The 19,884-nt window shown below is 65.1% G+C and carries 17 protein-coding genes and 8 pseudogenes; 20 read left to right on the top strand and 5 right to left on the bottom strand.

What is annotated here, in order from left to right:
* Window positions 1–200: 200 nt before the first annotated feature.
* Window positions 201–725 (top strand): LysR substrate-binding domain-containing protein, encoded by a 525-nt coding sequence (locus tag GNX96_RS21260; protein ID WP_163569406.1) that lies wholly within the window; start codon window positions 201–203, stop codon window positions 723–725.
* Here the strand turns inward: GNX96_RS21260 and GNX96_RS53880 are convergent.
* From GNX96_RS53880 to GNX96_RS21250, 3 genes are read right to left on the bottom strand one after another with little or no spacing between them, the layout of a single operon-like run.
* Window positions 634–1,524, bottom strand: a complete 891-nt coding sequence (locus GNX96_RS53880; protein WP_279581041.1) for a M1 family aminopeptidase — start codon at window positions 1,522–1,524, stop codon at window positions 634–636. The genes GNX96_RS21260 and GNX96_RS53880 overlap by 92 nt on opposite strands.
* Complete coding sequence (locus tag GNX96_RS53875) at window positions 1,425–2,099, bottom strand: gluzincin family metallopeptidase (protein WP_279581040.1); 675 nt, start codon at window positions 2,097–2,099, stop codon at window positions 1,425–1,427. The genes GNX96_RS53880 and GNX96_RS53875 overlap by 100 nt, the downstream gene beginning before the upstream one ends.
* Window positions 2,057–3,205, bottom strand: coding sequence for a LysR family transcriptional regulator (locus GNX96_RS21250; RefSeq protein WP_163569405.1), 1,149 nt, complete (start codon window positions 3,203–3,205; stop codon window positions 2,057–2,059). Before GNX96_RS21250 ends, GNX96_RS53875 begins: the two co-directional genes overlap by 43 nt.
* Window positions 3,206–3,473: 268 nt before the next feature.
* On the opposite strand from GNX96_RS21250, the pseudogene GNX96_RS64365 reads away from it, so the two are divergent.
* The 5 genes and pseudogenes from GNX96_RS64365 to GNX96_RS21235 form a co-directional block, all read left to right on the top strand.
* Window positions 3,474–3,593, top strand: a pseudogene (locus GNX96_RS64365) (glutamine amidotransferase); the annotation flags it as partial.
* A 52-nt stretch (window positions 3,594–3,645) separates the two neighbouring features.
* Window positions 3,646–3,987: a type 1 glutamine amidotransferase family protein gene (locus tag GNX96_RS53870; RefSeq protein ID WP_279581039.1), complete on the top strand. Its 342-nt coding sequence runs from the start codon at window positions 3,646–3,648 to the stop codon at window positions 3,985–3,987.
* A gap of 59 nt (window positions 3,988–4,046) precedes the next feature.
* On the top strand, window positions 4,047–4,715 hold the full coding sequence (locus GNX96_RS64360; RefSeq protein ID WP_390624096.1) for an aldehyde dehydrogenase family protein: 669 nt from the start codon (window positions 4,047–4,049) through the stop codon (window positions 4,713–4,715).
* Between the two features lie 19 nt (window positions 4,716–4,734).
* Window positions 4,735–5,424 (top strand): annotated as a pseudogene (locus GNX96_RS64355) (aldehyde dehydrogenase family protein).
* A 151-nt stretch (window positions 5,425–5,575) separates the two neighbouring features.
* A complete protein-coding gene (locus GNX96_RS21235; RefSeq protein ID WP_163569404.1) occupies window positions 5,576–7,063 on the top strand; it encodes a serine/threonine-protein kinase in 1,488 nt (495 codons plus the stop codon).
* 32 nt (window positions 7,064–7,095) lie between these two features.
* Here GNX96_RS21235 and GNX96_RS21230 read toward each other — a convergent pair whose 3' ends face one another.
* On the bottom strand, window positions 7,096–8,436 hold the full coding sequence (locus GNX96_RS21230; RefSeq protein WP_163569403.1) for an OFA family MFS transporter: 1,341 nt from the start codon (window positions 8,434–8,436) through the stop codon (window positions 7,096–7,098).
* A 125-nt stretch (window positions 8,437–8,561) separates the two neighbouring features.
* Between GNX96_RS21230 and sucC the strand changes: the two are divergent.
* The 14 genes and pseudogenes from sucC to GNX96_RS53835 form a co-directional block, all read left to right on the top strand.
* A pseudogene (gene sucC, locus GNX96_RS21225) lies at window positions 8,562–9,706 on the top strand (ADP-forming succinate--CoA ligase subunit beta).
* A 3-nt stretch (window positions 9,707–9,709) separates the two neighbouring features.
* Entirely contained in the window at window positions 9,710–10,606 is an 897-nt protein-coding gene (gene sucD, locus GNX96_RS21220; protein WP_163569402.1) for a succinate--CoA ligase subunit alpha, read from the top strand.
* A gap of 12 nt (window positions 10,607–10,618) precedes the next feature.
* Window positions 10,619–11,449, top strand: coding sequence for a hydroxypyruvate isomerase family protein (locus tag GNX96_RS21215; protein WP_163569401.1), 831 nt, complete (start codon window positions 10,619–10,621; stop codon window positions 11,447–11,449).
* Window positions 11,446–12,337: pseudogene (locus GNX96_RS21210) on the top strand (2-hydroxy-3-oxopropionate reductase). Before GNX96_RS21215 ends, GNX96_RS21210 begins: the two are co-directional and overlap by 4 nt.
* Before the next feature lie 14 nt (window positions 12,338–12,351).
* Window positions 12,352–13,683: pseudogene (locus tag GNX96_RS21205) on the top strand (thiamine pyrophosphate-binding protein); the annotation flags it as partial.
* Window positions 13,684–13,726: 43 nt separating this feature from the next.
* Window positions 13,727–14,119: a thiamine pyrophosphate-dependent enzyme gene (locus GNX96_RS67300; protein ID WP_279581046.1), complete on the top strand. Its 393-nt coding sequence runs from the start codon at window positions 13,727–13,729 to the stop codon at window positions 14,117–14,119.
* Window positions 14,120–14,213: 94 nt separating this feature from the next.
* Window positions 14,214–15,221 (top strand): annotated as a pseudogene (locus GNX96_RS21200) (thiamine pyrophosphate-binding protein); the annotation flags it as partial.
* Between the two features lie 251 nt (window positions 15,222–15,472).
* The gene (locus GNX96_RS53860; protein ID WP_390624095.1) at window positions 15,473–15,943 is read left to right on the top strand and encodes a thiamine pyrophosphate-dependent enzyme; all 471 of its coding nucleotides are present in this window, start codon (window positions 15,473–15,475) and stop codon (window positions 15,941–15,943) included.
* A 28-nt stretch (window positions 15,944–15,971) separates the two neighbouring features.
* A pseudogene (gene frc, locus GNX96_RS21195) lies at window positions 15,972–17,200 on the top strand (formyl-CoA transferase).
* Window positions 17,201–17,269: 69 nt separating this feature from the next.
* A complete protein-coding gene (locus tag GNX96_RS53855) occupies window positions 17,270–17,524 on the top strand; it encodes an acetate--CoA ligase family protein (RefSeq protein WP_279581036.1) in 255 nt (84 codons plus the stop codon).
* 20 nt (window positions 17,525–17,544) lie between these two features.
* Window positions 17,545–18,216 (top strand): acetate--CoA ligase family protein, encoded by a 672-nt coding sequence (locus GNX96_RS53850; protein WP_279581035.1) that lies wholly within the window; start codon window positions 17,545–17,547, stop codon window positions 18,214–18,216.
* Window positions 18,128–18,481, top strand: a complete 354-nt coding sequence (locus tag GNX96_RS53845) for a CoA-binding protein (protein WP_279581034.1) — start codon at window positions 18,128–18,130, stop codon at window positions 18,479–18,481. Before GNX96_RS53850 ends, GNX96_RS53845 begins: the two co-directional genes overlap by 89 nt.
* Window positions 18,448–18,936, top strand: coding sequence for a hypothetical protein (locus tag GNX96_RS53840; protein WP_279581033.1), 489 nt, complete (start codon window positions 18,448–18,450; stop codon window positions 18,934–18,936). Before GNX96_RS53845 ends, GNX96_RS53840 begins: the two co-directional genes overlap by 34 nt.
* Window positions 18,937–18,963: 27 nt before the next feature.
* Window positions 18,964–19,431: pseudogene (locus GNX96_RS53835) on the top strand (hypothetical protein); the annotation flags it as partial.
* A gap of 132 nt (window positions 19,432–19,563) precedes the next feature.
* Here the strand turns inward: GNX96_RS53835 and GNX96_RS53830 are convergent.
* Window positions 19,564–19,839 carry a hypothetical protein gene (locus GNX96_RS53830; protein ID WP_279581032.1) on the bottom strand — a complete coding sequence of 92 codons (276 nt, stop codon included), beginning with the start codon at window positions 19,837–19,839 and terminating at the stop codon, window positions 19,564–19,566.
* Between the last annotated feature and the right edge of the window lie 45 nt (window positions 19,840–19,884).

Genomic DNA, 19,884 nt, shown 5'->3' with positions numbered 1-19,884 from the left:
GTGTCGAGCTGACGACGGCCGGGCGGAGGTGGTCGCCAAACAGGGGGCGCGCTGGTGGCCGCCGCGACCACGATGATGAGCGAGGAGGCATCTGCTCGGCGAGGGGAAGTCGCATCGGCTGCGGATCGCCTTCAAAGGGCAGAGCACCGCCCATTTCATGCCCGACGTGGAGGCCGCCTTGCGCCGGGTCGCCAAACAGGGTGCCGCGCTGGTCAACGGTGCCGGACGCCGCCTTCCTGTGGCTGCCGATCGGCGACGACGACCGTTTCACCAGCCACGACCTGATCTCCGAGCCACGGATGGTGGCACTGTGTCCGGGCCATCCACTCGCCGCCCGTACCGAGCTGCGGATCGCCGATTTGGCGAACGAGCCGATCGTCGGACCGCGGGCGGGTATGCCGCCGGCGGTCGTCCGATTCTGGTTCATCGACCCTCGCCCGGACGGCACCCCCGCCATCTTCGGTCCCGAGGGCCGTACGCCGGAGGAATGCCTGCAACTGGTCGCCGCCGGCCGCGGAAGCTGGATCGCGCCCGCGTCGACCGCCACGTATTTCGCGTTCCCGAAGCTGGTGTGGCTGCCGCTGGTCGACGCGGAGCCGTTGCGGCTGGCGCTGATGTGGCCCCGGCGAAGCGCTAGTCCGCTTCTGGATCTCTTGCTGCGCGAAAGCCGCCGGATCGTACGACCCTGCACGCCCGCGGCTGTCGCTGCTGCGTCTCGTTCCTGATGGGTGGGGGCTTGGTTTTCGTCGAGTGCGGGACTTTATGCCGCACTCGACGTCGAGTGTAGGGTTTTGTCCCGCACTCGACGACGGACCTGCCTAAGAAAAAGAGGCGGGCTTTGTTTTGTCCCAGAGCCATGTCTTGAAGAACCCACTCAAATCCTGGCCGCTGATTTTCTGGGCCAGCGAAGTGAACTGGTCGGTGGTGCCCGTGCTGTAGCGGGTGAATAGCCGTCCAGGTCTGCAAAATCCGGAAGAACTTGTCGTCGCCGATGCGTTGGCGCAGGGCTGCGAGGGTCATCGCGCCTCGGCTGTAGACGGCGCTGGAGAACATGGTGTCGCGTTGCGGGTCGGCGATGGACTGGTTCCAGAACGGGCTGGTGGCGGCGAAGCGGTTGTACGCGTTGAGGGCGCTCTGCGCGGTGGGGAGGCCGCCGGTGTGTTCGGTCCAGAGCCAGGCGGCGAAGGAGGCGAAGCCCTCGTTCAGCCAGATGTGTTGCCAGCTGGCGACCGAAACGGTGTCGCCGAACCACTGGTGGGCGAGTTCGTGGGAGACCGTGCCGGGGCCGGCGGCGAAGCCGTAGAGCGGGCGGGTTTGGGTTTCCAGCGAGAAACCGATGTCCGGGACGTTGTCGACGATCGCGCCGGTGGAGCTGAAGGAGTACGGGCCGAACATCTTGCTCCAGTAGTCGGTCACCTGGCCGGTCAGGTCATAGAGATGCCGGCGGCCTGGGTGGCCAGCGCCGGGTCGGTGGCGGTGGTTTCCGGGATGCCACCGGGCGTACGGCCATTGCGGAACTGCCACTTGCCGATGTCGATGGTCGCCAGGTAGGTGGCCATCGGGCTGGTTTCGTTCCAGGTGAAGGTGGTCTGGTCGCCATGGTGCCTGGTCGACTGGAGATCACCGTTCGCCACGACCGAGCGGTCCGCCGGAACCGTGATGTGATAAGTAAAAGTCGCCTTCATGCTCGGGTGGTCGTCGGACGGATACCAGGTGCTGGCCGCATTGGGCTCGCAGCCGACGAAGGCGCCGTCGTCGGTGTAGATCCAGCCGTACGGCGCGCCGAAGACGACCGGCGATCCGACGATCGTCTGCGGTGAGCCGTCATATTTCACCGCTACCAGGAAAGGGCCGCCGCGCAGCAGGCCAAAGCGGGGCTTGATGGTCAGCTCCTGGCCGTTCCGGCTGAAAGCCGCCGGGAAGGAGTCCACCGACACACGAGAGCGTACGTTCAGGCCCTGAAGATCCAGATCGAAACTGGAGAGGTTCTGGGTGGCAACCGCGGTCAGCGTCATCACGCCGGCGAGGTTCTTGGTGGCTGGGTCGTACGACAGGTTCAGGTCGTAGTGCAGCGGGCGATAACCTCCGTTGCCCTCCAACGGAAAGTACGGGTCACCGATGCCGGGCGCTCCCGGGCTGAACACCGACGCGGCGGCCGGCGGTGCGAACGCCACCAGACCGGCGGTGATGGCTGTCGCGATGGCGACCGTGATGCCCAACAGTTTTTCTTACACGCATGGCGACCCGTCTCCCTTGGTCCAGACCAACGTGAAGAATCATCCCCGACGCGGTCCGTCAACAAAAGCGGGATTATCGGCCAGATCCAGCCAGCCCTTGCGTCGTACGACCTGGCGGATACGCTGAACCAGCGCGGCGAGGGCCGGATTCCGGTCGTTCTTGCGCCACGCCATCGACCACGAATAGGCCGGCGTCGGTGTGAGCGCGGCACTCGCCGCAGCACCTTCTCGTCGCCGATGTCCCATTCCGCGCCCAGGACGGTGACCCGCGCGGGATCCTGCCGCATCAACGCGACCCCGTCGCGCAGCCCCAGGTTGGTGCCTTCGACGGTGAAATCAATGCCGTTGTCCTTGGCGTAGTCGTGAAAAAAGGCCTGTAGCTCAGGAACCGCGGAGAGGTCGGGGTACCAGATACCAGTGTGGCGTAAGTCGTCAACGGTCCAGACTTCCAGGTTCCCCAGCGGATGGTCCGGATGGACGAGGACGGCCATCGGCTCGCGGTACACCTCCTCGTACGAGAGGTCAGCGAGCGGCGCGGTGAGGGTGCCGACGAAGGCCAAATCCAGCTCGCCGCGGCGTAGCGCGCCGGTGCTTGCCGCGTCACTTCGGCGCATGCTGAGCGACAGAGTGGTGTCGCTGCCAGCCGCACGAAGAACGTGGGTGGGAGCGTGCACTTGCCCCCACACATCCACCCGGATCGCCGGCAGTGACTCGCGCAATGCCCGGCCGGCCGCCTCCGCGGTGGCCAGCAGATCGCGTGCGTACGGCAGGAAACGGTCGCCAGCCCTGGTCAGTTGGACGGATCGTACATTCCGGGTGAAAAGGGAGACACCGACGGTTTGTTCGAGTCTTTTGATGCGTTTTGAGAGTGCCTGCTGGGTCAGGAAGAGGTCCCCGGCGGCGCGACTGAAGTGCAGCTGATCGGCTACCGAGACGAAGGCCCGGACCTGGCCAAGGTCAAGATCCATCCGTCCACGATGGTCGACAACCATCGGTTGTCACAAGAGCCAAACGGGTGTTGGTCAGGGCGTCAGTCAGCTGATTCGATCAATGAGTCACCGCGATTGAGGAGTTTTCCCATGAAGTACGCCTACACCTACGTGATGGACACGCTTTCGGACTGGGAGCTTGGATACGTTCTGCCGGAGCTGAACACCGGCCGCTACTTCCGGCCTAGCATCGAGCCGGTGCCGGTGCGTGCGTACCGTCGGCCTGACTTTGGACCCGATCGTCACCATGGGCGGCGTGCGGATCGTGCCGGACGCGACGATCGACGAGGTCACCACCGAGAACACGGCCGTGCTGTTGCTTCCGGGCGCCGAGACCTGGCACGAGTCCCAGCACGCGCCGGTGTTCGGCAAGGTCGCCGATCTGCTGGACCACGAGGTGCCGGTGGCGGCCATCTGCGGTGCGACGGCGCGCGCGCCGCGCGGCCGGCCTGCTGAACGAGCGGCGGCACACCAGCAACGCGCTGGAATACCTGAAGATGGTGGCGCCGGACTACACCGGGGAGCCGCGGTACGTGCCGGAAACGGCGGTCGTGGACGGCCCGCTGATCACCGCGAACTCGACTGGCGGGTTGCATCTTGGGCGGCTGGTGCTGGAGCGCCTGGACCTGTGCAGCAAGGAAACCCTGGAGGCGTGGTTCGAGTTTTTCCACACCGGTGATGGGAAGTGGTTCTACGCACTGATGGAATCGGTGGCCGCGCGCGCTGAAGTCACGCTGGCACGGCCCGGCCGTTCGACTTGACGGCCGGGCCGTTCCGGCGTGAAGTCGTACCTGTTGGATCCGCCGCAGGAGGGACAGTCGTGCCGATCGCCACCATCAACCCGGCCACCGGGGAGACCCTGAAGACTTTCGACGCGCTCACCAGTGAGCAGATCGAGGCGGCGATCGGCCGCGGGCACGAGCGTTGGCTGACCTACCGGCGGACCACGTTCGCCGAGCGGGCTGGTTGGATGCGGGCCGCCGCCGAGCTGTTGGACGCGGAGAAGGACGATATCGCGCGGACGATGACCGCGGAGATGGGCAAGACCCTCGCCTCCGCCGCCGCCGAAGCGGCCAAGTGCGCCAAGGGCATGCGTTTTTACGCGGAGAACGCGGCACACTTCCTCGCCGACGAGCCGGTCGACGCGGCCGCGGTCGGTGCGTCGAAGGCCTACGGTTCGTACCAGTCGCTGGGTGTGGTGCTTGCTGTGATGCCGTGGAATTTCCCGCTCTGGCAGGTCGTACGGTTCGCCGCGCCGGCGCTGATGGCCGGCAACGTGGGCCTGCTCAAACACGCCTCGAACGTGCCGCAAAGCGCGCTGTATCTGGAAGATCTGTTCGTACGAGCCGGATTTCCCTCTGGTTGCTTCCAAACACTGCTGATCGGCTCGAAACAGGTCGAGCAGGTCCTGCGTGATCCGCGAGTGGCCGCGGCGACGCTGACCGGCAGCGAGCCCGCCGGCCGCTCGGTGGCCGCGATTTGTGTGTGACGAGGTCAAAAAAACGGTGATGGAGCTGGGCGGCAGTGATGCTTTCGTCGTCATGCCGTCGGCCGACCTGGAGAAGGCGGCATCGGTGGCGGTCACCGCGCGAGTGCAGAACAACGGTCAGTCCTGCATCGCCGCCAAGCGTTTCATCGTCCACACCGACGCCTTTGCCGAATTCAGCCGGCTTTTCGTCGAGAAAATGAAGGCACTGAAGGTCGGAGATCCGATGGATCCGGCCACCCAATGTCGGGCCGCTGGCGACTGAGCAGGGGGGCGTACGGACGTCGAGGAACTGGTCGACGAGGCAGTGAAGAGCGGCGCGACCGTCCTTTGTGGAGGGTCGAGAGCGGAAGGTCCGGGCTGGTTCTACCCGCCGACCGTCATTACCGATATCACGACCGAGATGCGGATCTATCTCGAAGAGGTTTTTGGGCCGGTGGCTTCACTTTATCGAGTGGACGACCTTGATGCCGCGCTCTCGGTGGCGAACGCGACGAGTTTTGGCCTCGGCTCCAACGCGTGGACGACCGACCCTGACGAGCAGGCCCGGTTCGCCGTGGAGCTGGAAGCCGGGAATGTCTTCATCAACGGGATGACCACCTCGTACCCGGAGCTGCCTTTTGGTGGCATCAAACGCTCCGGCTACGGTCGGGAGCTGTCCGCCCACGGGATTCGGGAGTTCTGCAACCTGAAATCCGTCTGGGTGGGGTAGTTCGCCTTTGTAAAGCCCGAAAACTTTTATCTCTGAAGCCTGAAAGGGCAAGTGATTGTTGCGGTGCGCCGGTGCCGCGTCCAAGCGGTCCGGCCTTGCGGAGGTGGGCTAAGGTCGGGACCCTCGTCAGACGGGGGAGGTGGTACGAGTCGTGCAGGCTGAGGCGGTTTTGGGTGGGCGATACCGGCTGGTCAGGAGGCTGGGCCGGGGCGGCATGGGGGAGGTGTGGGAAGCCCGGGACCAGGAGCTGAGCCGGCAGGTGGCGATCAAGATCCTGCTCTCGGCGTTCGACGACGATCGGGAGTTGACCAACCGGCTGCGGCAGGAAGCGCGTACCGCGGCGGCGTTGCAGCATCCGGGAATCACTGTCGTGCATGACATTGGCGAGCACGACGGGCATCCATATTTTGTCATGGAGTTGCTGACTGGGCACACGTTCGCCAAGGCAGGCGTGATGCCCGTCGATATGGCGTTGGAGCTCATGGCAAAAGTGGCGGACGCACTCGCGTACGCGCATGACCGTGGCGTTGTGCACCGCGATATCAAGCCGGAAAATCTGATATCGGTGGCCGGCGGCGTAAAGATCTGCGATTTTGGGATCGCTCATTATGCTGAGGCGTCTGCTCGTTTGACGAAAACTGGTACGACGGTGGGCACGGCACCGTTTATGGCTCCTGAGCAGTGGCGCGGAGAATCTGTCGACGCCCGCACGGATCTGTACGCGTTCGGAGCCACCCTGCATGTGTTGTTGTTGACCGGTGAACCGCCATTTCCCGGCCCGACCTATCTTGCTTATGCGCATCAACATCTCGCTGACCCGGCGCCCCGACTGTCCGGCGTGGCTGACGAGCTTGCCGACCTTGTTCACCAACTGCTGGCCAAAGACCCCGCCGACCGGCCGGCCAATGCGCGCGAAGTCGCCGCGGCTCTTCGCGCTGCCCGGGCGGAAAGCGTGGCTGGAAACACCACGAGTCGGATAGGACCAGCACCGGTCACGCTTACCAACACCACGTTCGACATGCTGAAAACAAACGTCTCCCTTCATGCCCAGATCTGGGCTTGGTTCCTTGCCGTGCCACTGGCGATTATTATGACGCTCAGACCAGACGTGCAGATTTACGCTGGTGCTGCCTGGTACGTCAAGCCGCTGGTGACCGGGGCATGTGGTGCGGCGGCTGGAGCGGTGCTTGGCGTGTTTTTTGGTTTGCTGGCAACGCGGGGTGTCAAATCTGACACCATCACCTTGGACGCCAAGAAGCTGACGGTTGTCTACAAGGCGCCCACCGTCCGAGGCGGCAAGACGCTGCTCGCTGCTCACTACCTGGCCAACAACCAAGCCGGCCGGACGCACGGGACAGGCGAGACTTTCACGATCGGCTGGGACGCACTCGAACGTATCGACGTGGACGGTGACGGCAGCGCGGCCGCGTTGTCGGTCAGGTTCCGGGCGTCCCGTCAGCCGTCACCCGAATGGGTCAGCAAACACGGCGCCACCCGGCGGGAAGACGGCGGTTACCGCATCTATGGACCGGCGTCTCTTACGACGCCGGAAAAGGTGAAGGTCGGCCAGCTCCGCGATCTGCTGCCGCGGTACGCGGGTCACCTGTACGACAAGCCCGGGCACGCCCCCCATCCGTGACGATCAGCGCCGACCCAGGCCTACACACTGAATCAGTGGTGGCCGGGGCGGCGGAGTCGGCGGCTGAGCAACGCGGATCCGAGCGCGAGTACACATGCCAGCAAAAACACCGCGGGATATCCGAAGGCGGGCACTGCCACGGCCGCGAGCCCGACACCGCAGATGCCTGCGAAAGCCTTGGCGCTGTAGATCACCCCGTGGATTTCCAGCGTGTTGCGCTCGCCGAAATAGTCGCGGGTGAGGCTGGCGAACAGCGGATAGAAGGCGCCGCCGCCGATGCCGGCGAGGGCGACCGCGACGAACAGCAGCGGCCGGATGCCGGCGCTCGCGGCGCCGGCGAAGCAGAGCTGGCCGAGCGCGAGCGTGCTGAGGACGAAGCTGAGCGTGCGGCGGCGGCCGAGCCGGTTCGAGACCCGGATGGCGAACGCCCGGCCGGCGCCGTTGAGGCCGACCAGCAGGGCCGCGCCGACCGCGATCGGCCAGGGTGTGAGGCCGGACCAGAGGGCGTAAGTGGCGAAGAAGGTCACGTTGAACAGGGACACCGCGCCCGCGAAGAAGAGCAGCACGTACATGATCGGCAGGACGCCGGTCCGGATCGCCTCGTGCGGGGTGAACTGCCGGACCGCCGGCGGGTTCGCCACTCGACCCGGGTTCAGCCGGTTGTCCAGCGCCCAGCGCTGCGGGTCGAGGTGCGGCGGCCACCAGTGCGCCGGCGGATCGCGCAGCAGGATGCCGGCGAAGGCGACAACCAACCCGATAAGCAACCCAGTGACGCCCATAAAGACCGGCAGATTGGTGGGCGTCATGCCGATGACGTACGCGATGACAAAGGGCACTGAGCCGTACGCGAAAGCCCCGGTCACGAAGCTGACCTTGCTGGCCGACCGTTCTGGGTGCCATTTCGAGGCCACCGAGGTGGCGCCCGCGTAGACCAGCCCGGCGCCGGTGCCACTGAGCACCGAATAGCCCAGGACGGCCGCGCCCATCGTGTTGCTGTTGGCCAGCGTGACAGGGCCGGCCAGGCAGAGCGCGGCGCCCAGCAGCATCACCGTGCGCGGCCCGACGACGCCGCGTTCGCGCAGGTAGGCGGTGGGGAGGCCGACGCCGGCCTGGCACACCGTCCAGAGCGCGAGCAGCCAGAATGTCTGTGCCGGCGGCCAGCCGTGGGCGGCGGAGAGCGCTGGTACGGCGGCGCCGAAGCCGTACTGCAGCACGCCGACCGCGGCCATCGCGGCCCACGGCAGCCACAGCATCCACCACGCCCGCGAGTGGCCGGTGAGCCGCCGCGCCGACGGCCCGACCCGATAGCGGCGGCCGCAGCAGTCGTACACCTCGCGGACGAGTCCCGGCACGGATTCCGTCGTCACGGACATCGCGACCTCCCACGGTTGACGTAATACTGTATGCAATCTACCGTACCGATGTGACCGTGGCCACAGCTAGACGAAGGAAATTGAATACTGCATACTATCGACCTGGTTCGATCGGAGGAACGTAAGTGGATCTGTACGAATACCAGGCGAAGGACCTGCTGGCCGCCCATGGCGTGCCGGTGGTGGCTGGCTCGGTGATCAACGATCCGACCAAGGCGGCCGCGGTGGCCGCGCAGCTGGGCGGTCGGGTAGTGGTCAAGGCCCAGGTGAAGACAGGCGGGCGCGGCAAAGCCGGCGGCGTCAAGCTGGCCGCGGACCCGGCCGATGCGGTCAGTAAGGCCGCGCAGATCCTCGGCATGGACATCAAGGGCCACACCGTGCACAAAGTGTTGGTCGCGGCCGCCTGTCAGGTGGTCGAGGAATACTACGTCTCGTTCTTGCTGGACCGTTCGAACCGTACTTTCCTTGCGATGGCGTCGATCCAAGGCGGCATGGACATCGAGGAAGTGGCCGCGACCAAGCCCGAGGCGCTGGCGAGGATCCCGGTGTCGGCCGGAGTGGATCTCGGCAAGGCCCGGGAAATCGTGGCGGCCGCTCGGTTTCCGGCCGAGGTGGCCGAGGAAGTCGCCGAGGTGCTGGTGAAACTCTGGGAGTGCTTCGTCGCCGAGGACGCCACGCTGCTGGAGATCAATCCGCTCGGACGGGACGGGGACGGCCATATCGTCGCGTTGGACAGCAAGATCACGCTCGACGACAACGCCGCCTATCGGCATCCAGCGCAGGAAGACTCCGCTGTCGTGGATCCGTTGGAAGCCAAGGCAAAAGCGCTGGACCTGAACTACGTGAAACTGGACGGCCAGGTCGGAGTCATCGGCAATGGAGCCGGGCTGGTGATGTCCACATTGGACGTTGTCGCGTACGCCGGTGTCAAACCCGCCAACTTCCTGGACATTGGCGGCGGTGCCTCGGCGGAGGTGATGGCGAACGGATTGTCGGTGATTCTCGGCGATCCGGATGTACGCGCAGCGTTTTCGTCAACGTTTTCGGCGGCGGGATCACCGCCTGTGACGCGGTCGCGGACGGAATTGTTCAGGCGCTGGCGATTCTCGGTGCGCAGGCGTCCAAACCGCTGGTCGTACGGCTGGACGGGAACAACGTGGTGCAGGGCCGGCGGATCCTCGCGGAGGCGAACCATCCGCTGGTGACCGTGATGGACACGATGGATACCGCGGCTGCGAAGGCCGCCGAACTCGCAGTGGCGGGAGCCTGAGACATGGCCATTTTCCTGACGGAGAAAAGCAGAGTCATTGTCCAGGGCATGACTGGCTCGGAGGGTGTGAAGCACACCGCCCGAATGTTGCGGGCCGGCACCACCGTGGTCGGTGGTGTCAATCCCCGCAAGGCAGGCCAGAAAGTCGACTTCGATGGCATATCGCTGCCGGTGTTCGAGTCCGTATCCGAGGCGATCGCCTTCACCGAGGCCGATGTCACCGTCATCCTGGTGCCGCCGGCTTTTACCAAGACCGCCGTTCTGGAGGCGATCGACGCGTCGATCGGCCTCGCGGTGGTGATCACCGAGGGCGTGCCCATCCACGACTCGGCCGCATTTTGGGCGCACGCCGTGGACACTGGTAACAGGACGCGGATCGTCGGGCCGAACTGTCCGGGCATCGTGAGTCCTGGCCGATCAAACGCCGGCATTATTCCGGCGGACATCACCGGGCCGGGACCGATCGGGCTGGTGTCCAAGTCGGGCACCTTGACGTACCAGATGATGTACGAGCTGCGGGACATCGGCTTCTCGACGGCGATCGGCATCGGCGGTGATCCGGTGATCGGTACGACGCACATCGATGCGTTGCAGGCCTTCGAAAACGACCCGGAGACCGCGGCGATCGTGATGATCGGAGAGATTGGCGGCGATGCGGAAGAGCGTGCCGCCGCATATATCAAGGAGCACGTCACCAAGCCGGTGATCGGATATGTCGCCGGTTTCACCGCCCCTGAAGGCAAAACGATGGGCCATGCGGGGGCGATCGTGTCCGGCTCGGCCGGCACGGCCCAGGCAAAGAAAGACGCCCTGGAAGCCGCCGGCGTCAGCGTCGGCAAGACCCCCAGCGAGGCCGCCCGCCTCCTGCGCGAGCGACTGCACAGCACCGCGGCCGCCTGAGATCGGAGCAGAATGCCGATTACGTACGATGTGAATCTTTCCATCCTTTTCACCGAGATCCCGTTGCTGGAAAGACCGGCCGCGGCGGCAGCATCGGGCTTCGGCGCGGTGGAGCTGTGGTGGCCGTTCGCCGGCCCGACGCCGCCGGACGCCGACCTGGATGCTCTGCAGCGCGCCCTCGACGACGCTGGAGTGCAGCTCGTCGGACTGAATTTTGATGCTGGTGACATGGCAAAGGGGGACCGCGGGCTGCTGTCCCGGCCGGCCGAGAGCGGCCGGTTCGTGGCGAACATCGAGGTGGCGGTCGGCTTCGCGCAACGAATGGGCTGCCGCACTTTGAACGCCCTCTACGGAAATCGCGACGCGGACACCTCGCCAGCGCGGCAGGACGAGCTGGCGGTGGAAAATCTGGTGCTCGCCACCGCGGCGGCGGACCGGATCGGTGCGACCGTGGTGGTCGAGGCCCTCAACTCGTACGAGAGTCCGCACTATCCGCTCACGTCCTCCCGCGCGGCGCTCACGGTGATTGATCGCGTACGCGCCGAAAGCGGGCTGCACAACATCGCGTTCCTGGCCGACTTCTATCACCTGCACCGGATGGGCGAAGAGTCGATCGAGCTGATCGACCGGGCCGCTGACCGGTTCGGACACGTACAAATAGCCGATGTGCCCGGCCGCGGCCAGCCCGGCACCGGGGCCATCCCGTACGAGCAGGTGCTCGCGCGGCTCGACGCCTCCGGTTACGCCGGTTATGTCGGCCTGGAATACAAGCCGGTCGGGCCGAGCGCGGACAGCTTCGACTGGCTGCCGTTCCGGCCGTCCACAGTGGAGGTCTCGTCGTGACCACCGTCGGGTTCGTTGGGTTGGGCATCATGGGTGCGCCAATGGCTGGCAATCTGGTCCGCGCCGGCTATCGCGTGAGGGGCTTTGATCTGGCCGAAAAGGGTCCGCGCAGCCTTCTTGAGGCGGGCGGCGAAACGGCGCCGCCAGCATTGCCGAGACGGTCAATGGTGTCGATGCGGTCATCACCATGCTGCCGGACTGGCCCCAGGTGGAAGCGGTGACCTTCGGGCCGGAAGGCGTGCTGGAGAACGTAAAACCCAGGGTGCTCGTCATCGACATGAGCACCATTCGGCCGCAGACCTCCCGGCGGATCGCGGAGGCCGGCCACACCCGCGGGGTGCGGGTCCTCGACGCCCCCGTCAGCGGCGGCGAAAAAGGCGCGGTTGACGGGGTGCTCTCCATCATGGTCGGCGGCGACGCCGACGATTTTGAGAGTGCGAAACCTCTTTTTGACGCGTTGGGCAAGACGGTCGTGCACGTTGGACCGCACGGCGCCGGCCAGACCGTGTGAAAGCGGCCAACCAGCTGGTCGTTGGCGGCACGTACGCGCTGGTCGCCGAGGCGATCGTGTTGCTGGAGGCGTCCGGGGTGGACGCCGGTACCGGTCTGGACGTACTCGCCGGCGGTCTTGCCGCCAGCAGAATTCTTGACCTCAAAAGGAAAACCATGGTCGCCCGGGAATTCGCTCCGGGCTTTCGGATCGACCTGCATCACAAGGACATGGGGATCGTGCTGTCCGCCGCGCGGGAGGCCGAGGTCGCGCTGCCGACCGCGGCCCTGGTCGCGCAGCTCATCTCGGCGGCCCGCCAGCAGGGCTACGGCAGCCTCGACCATTCGGCCCTGCTGAAGGTCATCGAGAGTTTTTCCGGACGAAAGGCCAGCCTGTGAAGCGCATTCCCTGCATGGAGGCCGCCGTCGCGGTGATGGAGTCGGAGGGCGTGGACACCATCTTCGGCATTCCGGGCGCGGCGATCCTGCCCCTCTACGCGGCGCTGCGGACAAGCTCCATCAAGCACCTCACCGTCCGGCACGAAGAAGGCGGCACTCATGCCGCTGACGGATGGTCAAGAGCGACCGGAAAAGTCGGTGTCTGCATCGGTACGTCCGGACCTGCCGGCACCAACATGATCACCGGCCTCTACACCGCGATGGCAGACTCCATCCCGATGATCTGCATCACCGGCCAGGCCGCCAGGGCGAAGCTGCACCAGGAGGCGTTCCAGGCGGTCGACATCGTGGAGATCGCCAAACCGGTGACGAAATGGGCCGTACAGCTCAAAGAACCGGCGCAGGCCGCCTGGGTTTTCCGGGAGGCGTTCCGGATCGCGCAGTCCGGCCGGCCTGGGCCGGTGCTGATCGACCTGCCGATCGACGTGCAGCGCGGGACGTGTCTTTACGACTCCACTGTGGACGCTCCGTTGCCGATCGAGGTGCCGGAGCCGTCGCCGCAGGGCATCCGGGCAGCCGTACAGATGCTGTTGCAGGCCGAAAGGCCGCTGATCCTGGCCGGTGGCGGTGTGATCATCGCGAACGCCGCCGACGAGCTGCGGAATCTGGCTGAGCGGCTGCAGATCCCGGTGCAGACCACCTTGATGGGCAAAGGCGCGTTTCCCGAAGACCACCCGCTCTTTGCCGGTATGGCGGGAATCCAGACGCAGACGCTGTGGGGCAACGCGGCCTTTCTGGAGAGTGACCTGGTGCTGGCGGTGGGCGCGCGATTTGGTGACCGGCACACCGGTGACCTGGAAACGTACCGAAAAGGCCGCAAATTCATCCACGTGGACATCGAGCCGACCCAGCTCGGCAAGGTTTTCGAGCCGGACCTGGGCATCGTGGGACACGCGCGGTCCACGCTGGCCGCCTTGGCTTTCCAGGCTCAGGAACTCGCTCCGCCCCGGCCCACCGGACGCTGGCCCGAACGGGTGGGGGAACTGCGGTCGACACTGGTCCGGCGGGACGATTTTGACGCCGTGCCCATCAAGCCGCCGCGGGTCTATCGCGAGCTCAACGAGTTTTACGGCCCTGACACCACTTTTGTCACCGCGATCGGGCTCTATCAGATCTGGTCCGGGCAGTTCCAGCGTACGTTCCTGCCGCGCCGCTATCTGGTGTGCGGTCAAGCGGGCCCGCTGGGCTGGGAGATTCCGGCCGCCATCGGCGTGAAATGCGCGTATCCGGACCGATCCGTCGTCGCGGTGGTGGGCGACTATTCCTTCCAGTTCCTGATGGAGGAGATCGCGGTCGCGCGCGCAGTATCGGATCCCGTTCGTGATTGTCATGGTCAACAACGAATATCTGGGCCTGATTCGACAGGCCGAACTGCCGTACGACATGAATTTCGCCGTGGACCTGCATTACGGCGAGGGCGGCATCGACCACGTCAAGCTGATGGATGCTTTTGGTTGCCCGGCTCGCCGGGTGGATCGCCCGGAGGACATCGCCGGCGCGCTGGCGTGGGCGACCGCGGAGGCAGAGCACGCCCAGGTGCCGGTGTTGGTCGAGGTGATGGTGAACGCGAGGCAAATGCCGCGATGGGGCCCTCTTTGGACAACATCGTGGAGTACGAGCCGCTGCCGAATCTGGTCCCTACGGCTAACACAGCCTAAGAAACCGGACTTCTTCCGGTCATCCCCTGGACATGAGGCAGCGGGAGGGCCACGATGTGGCTAAGACATACGGTATGCAATCTACAGTGGACAGGTGTGGCGGGGAGTTTGACTCGGCTCCCGGCCGCCAAGGCCGAGCAGCAAGGAGATGACCAGCGATGGCGCAAACGGCGACCGGTGATGCCGTGGCCGGCACGAACAATGCCGAGGTAGCCACCCCCGAAGTGATATCCGGTGGGCATCTGGTGGCGAAGGCGCTCAAGGCCGAAGGGGTGGACACGATCTTCACCCTCTGCGGCGGACACATCATTGACATTTATGACGGCTGCGTCGACGAGGGCATCAAGGTCATCGACGTACGCCACGAGCAGGTCGCCGCGCACGCGGCCGACGGTTATGCCCGGATTACCGGCACAGCGGGATGTGCGGTTGTCACCGCCGGCCCCGGCACCACCGACGCGGTCACCGGCGTGGCGAACGCTTTCCGCGCGGAGAGCCCGATGTTGTTGATCGGCGGCCAGGGATCGCTGTCCCAGCACAAAATGGGATCGCTGCAGGACCTGCCGCACGTGGACATGATGAACCCGATCACCAAGTTCGCCGCGACCGTGCCGGGCACCGCACGGATCGCGGACATGGTGTCGATGGCGTTTCGGGAATGCTACGTGGGTGCTCCCGGCCCGTCTTTCCTGGAGATTCCCAGGGATGTGCTGGATGCGAAGGTGCCGTTGGAGTCGGCGCGGATCCCGCAGGCCGGTGGCTACAAGGCCTCGACCCGCAGCGCCGGCGACCCGGCCGCGATCGAGAAGCTCGCGGATCTGCTCGTACATGCCCAAAAGCCGGCGATCCTGCTCGGCAGCCAGGTCTGGACCACTCGCGGGACGGATGCGGCCATCGATTTGGTGCGTACGCTCAATGTTCCCGCCTACATGAACGGCGCCGGCCGCGGTACGCTGCCGCCTGGCGACCCGCATCACTTCCAGCTTTCCCGGCGATATGCCTTCAACAACGCCGATCTCATCGTCATTGTCGGCACACCCTTCGATTTCCGGATGGGCTACGGGCGGCGGCTCTCCAAGGACGCGACCGTCGTCCAGATCGACCTGGATTACCGTACGGTCGGCAAGAACCGGGACATCGACCTCGGCATCGTGGGTGATGTCGGTGTCGTCCTCGCGTCGGTCGCGCAGGCCGCCAGCGGCCGCGCGAGGACAATGGCGCGACCGGACGCAAGCAGTGGCTGGAAGAACTGGCCGGTGTCGAAGACCAGGCCAAGCAGAAGCGGCTCCCGCAGTTGCTCTCCGATGCCAGCCCCATCCACCCGTACCGGCTGGTCAGCGAGATCAACAACTTCCTCACCGAGGACTCGATCTACATCGGTGACGGCGGCGACATCGTCACCTTCTCCGGCCAGGTTGTGCAACCCAAGTCGCCCGGCCACTGGATGGACCCGGGCCCGCTCGGGACCCTGGGGGTCGGCATTCCCTTTGTCCTCGCGGCAAAACACGCCCGCCCGGACAAGGAAGTGGTCGCGCTGTTCGGTGACGGCGCCTTCAGCCTGACCGGCTGGGACTTCGAGACGCTGGTCCGCTACAACCTGCCTTTCGTCGGCATTGTTGGCAACAACTCGTCGATGAACCAGATTCGCTATGGCCAGGCGCAGAAGTACGGACTCGCTCGGGAGCGGATCGGCAACACGCTCGGCGATGTGCACTACGACAAGTTCGCGCAGATGTTGGGCGGTTATGGCGAGGAAGTGCGTGACCCGAAGGACATCGCGCCGGCTTTGCAGCGGGCGCGCGAATCTGGCAAGCCGTCGCTCATCAATGTCTGGGTCGATCCGGACGCGTACGCGCCGGGAACCATGAACCAAACAATGTACAAGTAATCGTTAGCTTTCGAGCGGAGGCCGGCTCATGAGCAAGGCTCTGGAGGGCGTACGAGTCCTCGATATGACACATGTCCAGTCCGGACCGTCGTCGACGCAGCTGCTCGGGTGGCTGGGTGCGGACGTGGTGAAGCTGGAGACGCCTGGCCGCGGTGACATCACCCGCCAGCAGTTGCGCGACAAGCCCGGCGTGGACAGCCTCTATTTCACGATGCTGAACTGCAACAAGCGCAGCATCACGGTGAACATGAAAACCGCGGAAGGCAAGGAGATCTTCGCCGACCTGGTGAAGACCTCGGACATTCTGGTGGAGAACTTCGGTCCGGGTGTGGTCGACCGCTTCGGGTTCACCTGGGAGCGGCTGCAGGAGCTCAACCCGCGGCTGATCTACGCCTCCATCAAGGGATTCGGTGGCGGCAAGTTCGCGAAGTTCAAGGCGTACGAGGTCATCGCGCAGGCGATGGGTGGCGCGATGGCGACCACTGGCTTCGCCGACGGCCCGCCGACCGCGACCGGTGCGCAGATCGGTGACTCCGGCACCGGGATTCATCTGGTGGCCGCGATTCTGGCCGCGCTTTATCAGCGTACGAACACCGGCCGCGGCCAGCGCGTACAGGTCGCCATGCAGGACGCCGTGCTGAACCTGTGCCGGGTGAAGCTGCGTGACCAGCAACGGATCGCTTTGGGCCCACTGAACGAATATCCGACTCCGAACACCGGCGTTGAGGTGCCTCGGTCCGGAAACGCGTCCGGTGGAGGACAGCCCGGTTGGGCGGTACGGTGTGCGCCCGGCGGTCCAAACGACTACATCTACGTGATTATCCAGCCTCCCGGATGGAAGCCACTGGCCGAGCTGATCGGCCGGCCCGACCTGGTGCAGGACCCGCAGTGGGCGACGCCGGAGGCCCGGCTTTCCAAGCTGGACAAGGTCTTCGCGCTGGTCGAGGAGTGGACCGAAAAGCACACCAAGTGGGAAATCCTGGAGAAGCTGAACGCGCACGACATTCCTTGTGGCCCATCCTGTCCACCCAGGAGTTGATCGATGACACGACTCTCGCCGAACTCGGCACGGTTGTTGAGGTCGAGCACCCCGAACGTGGCACCTTCAAGACGGTCGGCAGTCCGCTGAAGCTCTCGGACTCGCCGGTCGACGTCCAGCGGTCGCCGTTGCTGGGCGAGCACAACGAAGAAGTGCTGAGCGAGCTCGGTTACAGCGGCGACAGGCTGAAAGAGCTGCGCGCCGCCGGCGTCATCTGACCTGTCTTTACATCGGACCGGGTGGGTCGCTGACTCACGGTCTGCCCGGTAAGAAGGAGAACTCCAGCTATGGCTGAAAATTTTGACCGCGCCGCCGTTCAGGCGGTGCTTGACGAAGCCGCCGGGCAGGGCCGGGACTCGCTGACCGCCCTGGAAGGCAAGAAAGTCTGCGACGCGTACGGTATTCCCACGCCGGCCGAGGCGTTGGCGACCTCCGAGATCGAGGCGGTGGCTTACGCCGAGAAAATCGGGTTCCCCGTCGTCCTCAAGATCGTGTCACCGGACATCCTGCACAAAAAACCGAGGCAGGTGGCGTACTGGTAGGGCAGTCCACCGCCGAGGAAGTGGCCGCTGGATTTCGTACGATTGTGGCGAACGCCAAGGCGTACAACGCGGATGCCGAGATCCTCGGCGTCCAGGTGCAGCAGCAGTTGACTTCCGGCCAGGAGGTCATTATCGGTGCTACCACTGACACGACCTTCGGCAAGATCGTGGCTTTCGGGCTCGGCGGTGTGCTGGTCGAGGTGCTCAAGGACGTGACCTTTCGGCTGGCGCCGACCTCGCAGGACGAGGCGCTGTCGATGATCGACGGCATCAAGGCCGCGCAAATCCTCAAAGGTGTACGTGGTGCGGAGCCGGCCGACCGGGCCGCCCTGTCCACGATCATCCAGCGGGTTTCGCAGCTGGTGACGGATTTCCCGCAGCTGTCCGAAGTGGACCTGAACCCGGTGCTGGTGACCGCCAGCGGTGCGACGGCCGTGGACGTACGCATTCTCATCGATCCCGCTGCCGCGGTCGTGCCGGAGCGGTTCAGCCAGGAGGAGATCCTGGCCTCGATGAACCGCATCATGAAGCCGGCCGCGGTCGCGGTCATCGGAGCTTCCGCCGAAGAAGGCAAAATCGGCAACTCGGTGATGAAAAAACCTGGTGAACGGCGGCTATCGGGGCGAGATCTACCCGATCAACCCGAAAGCCAGCGAAATCCTGGATCGCAAGGCGTTCAAGAGCATCGCTGACGTACCCGGCGACGTGGATGTCGCGGTTTTCGCCATTCCAGCGAAATTTGTGGCCGCGGCTCTCGAAGAGGTCGGTGCGAAGGGGGTCGCGGGCGCGATCCTGATTCCGTCGGGTTTCGGTGAGACCGGAAACCAGGAGCTGCAGGACGAGGTCTTGGCCATCGCGCGCAAGCACGGCGTTCGCATCCTCGGACCGAACATCTACGGCTATTACTATACGCCGGAAAACCTGTGCGCGCGACCTTCTGCACGCCGTACGACGTGAAGGGGCAGGTGGCGCTCACCTCCCAGAGCGGCGGCATCGGGATGGCGATCCTGGGCTTCAGCCGGTCCGCGAAAATGGGTGTCTCGGCGATCGTGGGGGTGGGCAACAAGGCCGACATCGATGAGGATGATCTCCTCACGTTTTTTGAAAGCGACGACAACACCGGTCTCATCGCGATGCACCTGGAGGACCTCAAGGACGGCCGGTCTTTCGCCGAGACCGCGAAACGGGTCTCGACGAAGAAGCCCATCGTTGTTCTGAAAGCCGGGCGTACGGCGCAGGGTGCCAAAGCGGCGAGCTCGCACACTGGTGCGCTGGCCGGCGATGACAAGGTTTACGACGACATTCTGCGTCAGAGTGGGGTTATCCGGGCACCGGGGTTGAACGACATGCTCGAATACGCCCGCGGCATCCCGCTGCTTCCCACCCCGGCCGGCGAAAAAAAAACGTCGTGATCATCACCGGCGCGGGCGGGCGGGTCGGGCGTCCTGCTGTCCGACGCCTGCGTCGACAACGGGCTGTCTTTGATGGAGATTCCGGAGGACCTGGATCAGGCATTCCGGAAGTTCATCCCACCGTTCGGCGCCGCCGGAAACCCAGTGGACATCACTGGTGGTGAGCCGCCGTCGACGTACCGCAACACCATCGCCCTCGGGCTGTCGGACGAGCGTGTTCACTCGCTCATTCTCGGTTACTGGCACACCATCGTGACGCCGCCCATGGTGTTCGCGAAGCTGGTCGTCGCGGTGGTCGAGGAGTTCCGCGCCAAGGGCATCCACAAGCCGGTGGTCGCGTCGCTTTCCGGCGACATCGAGGTCGAAGAGGCCAGCGACTACCTGTACCAGCACGGGGTAGTGGCTTATCCGTACACCACCGAAAAGCCGGTGGCCGTCCTCGGTGCCAAGTACCGTTGGGCACGCGCCGCCGGACTACTGGGACCCGCGTCGTGAGCTTCGCCAACCGCGCGGCACAGGCCTCAGGAAGGGAGGGACTGCACAAGGTCCATCCGTTTAGCAGAAAGAGGCTCAAGTGAGCAGTGCGGCAGCAACTTTCCAGGAGGTCACCGACCAGAACGGGCGTGTCTATCGGGTTGGCGAAACCCCGAGAGACATCATGGGGCGTTCCCGTAACTGGATGGTGTGGCTTCCCTGGATCGCCATGATGGCGGTGAGTGTTTTCGAGTACGGCTGGGGTGCGGCGACCACGACCCTGGAGAAGTCGTACGGCTGGTCCATTGGCGAGGTCTTCTGGATCGCCAGCCTGTGGGCGGTTTTCCAAGCGGCGGTGGCGTTCCCGGCCGGCCGGCTGCGGGAGAAGAACATCATTTCGGCACGCGCAGCGATGGTCGTGGGCGCCATTCTCAGTGGCGTCGGCTATTTCACCATCGCCAACAGCGGCAACCT

This window comes from Fodinicola feengrottensis (assembly GCF_010993775.1).
Taxonomy (GTDB): Bacteria; Actinomycetota; Actinomycetes; order Mycobacteriales; family HKI-0501; genus Fodinicola; species Fodinicola feengrottensis.
Note: the sequence above shows the minus strand (reverse complement) of the source record. Positions and strands in the feature narration are given on the sequence as shown.